The organism is Actinomycetota bacterium, assembly GCA_030776725.1.
Taxonomy (GTDB): domain Bacteria; phylum Actinomycetota; class Nitriliruptoria; order Nitriliruptorales; family JAHWKO01; genus JAHWKW01.
Genome location: JALYHG010000236.1, coordinates 1 through 2,478, shown reverse-complemented (window position 1 = coordinate 2,478; position 2,478 = coordinate 1). Strand labels below are relative to the sequence as shown.

At 70.7% G+C, this 2,478-nt stretch carries 2 protein-coding genes; one reads left to right on the top strand and one right to left on the bottom strand.

The window, feature by feature from the left end; genetic code table 11:
- On the top strand, nt 1-810 hold an 810-nt coding region (locus M3N57_11530; GenBank protein ID MDP9023299.1), incomplete at its 5' end, for an HAD family hydrolase.
- Nucleotides 811-1,705: 895 nt separating this feature from the next.
- On the opposite strand, the gene M3N57_11525 is transcribed toward M3N57_11530, so the two are convergent.
- Nucleotides 1,706-2,299, bottom strand: a complete 594-nt coding sequence (locus tag M3N57_11525) for a protoglobin domain-containing protein (protein MDP9023298.1) — start codon at nt 2,297-2,299, stop codon at nt 1,706-1,708.
- Between the last annotated feature and the right edge of the window lie 179 nt (nt 2,300-2,478).

The window sequence follows — 2,478 nt, the reverse complement described above, 5'->3', positions numbered from 1 at the left end:
GCGCCGGCGCGGCCGGACCGCGGTGCGGCGGGACCACGGTGCGGCGGGACCACGGTGCGGCCGGACCACGGCGCGGCGGGACCACGCGCACCGCCCGTAGCCTGTGCGCTCATGCACGTCGAAGCGGTGCTGCTGGATGCGGGTGGGGTCCTGACCCTCCCCGACCCCGACCTGGTCCGGTCCGTGCTCGCCCCGCTGGGTCTGCAACCCCATGACGAGACGCTCGACCACGTCCACGACGTCGCGATCAGGGCCTACGACGAGTGGGTGGCCGCTGGACACGGCGCCGACGTTCCGCGGCGTGAGATCTTCCTCGACGCGTACGTGCGCGCGGCCGGTGTCCCTCCGGAGAGGGTCAACGCGGCCGTGGACGCGTTGAGAACTGCCTTCCAGCCGGCGAACAACCCCTGGGCACGAGTTCGACCGGGTTCGGTTGCGGGTCTGGGTGAGATCTGTGCGACCGGGGCCCGCGTCGCCGTGGTGTCGAACGCCTATGGCAGCGTCGAGCGCGAACTGCTCGAGCTCGGGGTCTGCCAGGTCGGACCGGGCGACGCTGCCCAGGTGGCCGCGGTGATCGACTCACACGCGGTTGGGATCGCCAAGCCCGACCCTGGCATCTTCGCGCTGGCGCTCGACGCGGTCGGAGCTCAACCCCAGCACGCCGTGCACGTCGGTGACAGTGTCTGGGCCGACGTGGACGGCGCCCGTGCGGCAGGGGTCCGGCCGATCCACTTCGACCCGCACGGTCTCTGCGGCCTGGCCGACCATGCCCACGTCGGGTCGCTCAGCGCGGTGCCCGACCTCGTGTGACGCACCTCCCAGCGACGAGGACACGTCAGATCGACTCAGCGGGACACCTGCGATGGGATAGCACCGATCCAGCACGCGGACCAAGCTGGCGTGGGGGCGCAGCGCTGGCAGCCTCGGCAGTGGCCGGGCGCGCGGCCGTCAGCTGCAGCAGTCGGCTCTTCGCTCGCTGCTACAGCGGGCGTGCGCGCCACGCGGAGCGCGGTGAGATCGGGCAGCGTCGCCACAGGCTCCTCACGCACGCGTCCGGGCGGCTGCTCGACCTCGGGGCCGGTCCCCACGGGCGTCGACTCGTGGTCCCTTCCCGTCGACGGCGCCACGCTGCGCGGCTATGCCGGGGGAGCGGGGCGCACCGTGGTGCTCGTGCACGGCTGGTCGGGCTCGGCGGCCGACTGGCGCCACCTCGCCGGCGACCTCATCCCCGCGGGCTGGCGTGTGGTGGTGCCCGACCTGCCGGCCCACGGTATGACCGCGGGGCGCCAGACCGACCTCTTCGTGCTCGGCCGTGCGCTCGCGGCGGTGCTGGGGGCGGGAGCGCCCCGAGGGCGTGGTCACCCATTCGATGGGCTTCCCCGCCACCGTGCTGGCGCTCGAGGACGGCGTTCCAGTACACCGCCAGATCGTGGCGCTCGCCCCCGGCCGCAAGATGGTGCGCGCCATCGACGGGTTCGTCCAGCGCGCGGGCCTCGCGCCGCGTCTGGTCGACGAGCTCCGGCGAGCTAGATGGCGTTCCGCCGATGCTGCGTCGCCTGCTCGCGGACGAGGCGGGCATCGACGTTGCCGCACTGACCGGCGAGGCCCGGCGGTTGTTGGACCGCAGCGCGTCGCTTCGGCCTCCCGCTCGGCGCCCGCCCCTATCCGCGTTACGTGACGCTGTGCGCATGTGTGTAAGGGCAGCTTAGAAGTCCTCCTCGGCGACGTACGGGCGCGTCCAGAGGATGAGCTGGAGCAACACCGACTTGATCCAGGCCTGGTGCATGGCATCGACCTCGTCGTCGCTGTGGCCTTTGTTGCTCAGGAACGATTTCAGGGTGGCGGTGACTGGGTAGTGCAGCGCGAGCACGTAGCGCAGCGGGATGTGATCGACCGCATCGACGTCGTCGGTGACGTTCTTCTTGGCGCGATGGTGACGCAGCCCGATCTCGTGCTGGTAGTCCAGCCAGGTCTGGTCGTAGTTGGCCGCTGCGGTGTCGAGGATCCACTGGCCGAACCGCTCACGCACCCGGTCGAGGTAGCGCTGGATGGGCTCCCCATCGTCACGACTGGAGAAGGCCTCCAGCAGGTGCGGGGTGGAGGCGATGAAGTCGTACCAGACGTCGAGCACGTCGGACACCTGGTCCGCCAGGACATCCCGTGAGGTCCGCAACGCATCGACGTCCTCCTCGCCGAACGTCACCGTCTGTTTGAGTTGGTTGAATTCGTCCATGGACAGGGGCGAGCTCGCCACGTCCTGGTCGCCGTACGTGTAACCGGGGATGTCTGTCTGACTCATCGCGATCCTCCTGCTGCTGAGAAGCCGGGCCTCCAGGGACCTCCCAGCAGGCCGAGGCGCGCGGAGAGGGAAGGCTCGAGGGCACTGTAGGTCGGCCGGTGCAGCCAGAGGGAAGTACTCAGCGGTCGCGCGGGCGACCAGCTGAGGATCGCGGCGGGCCGGAAACTGTCAGGCCTTCT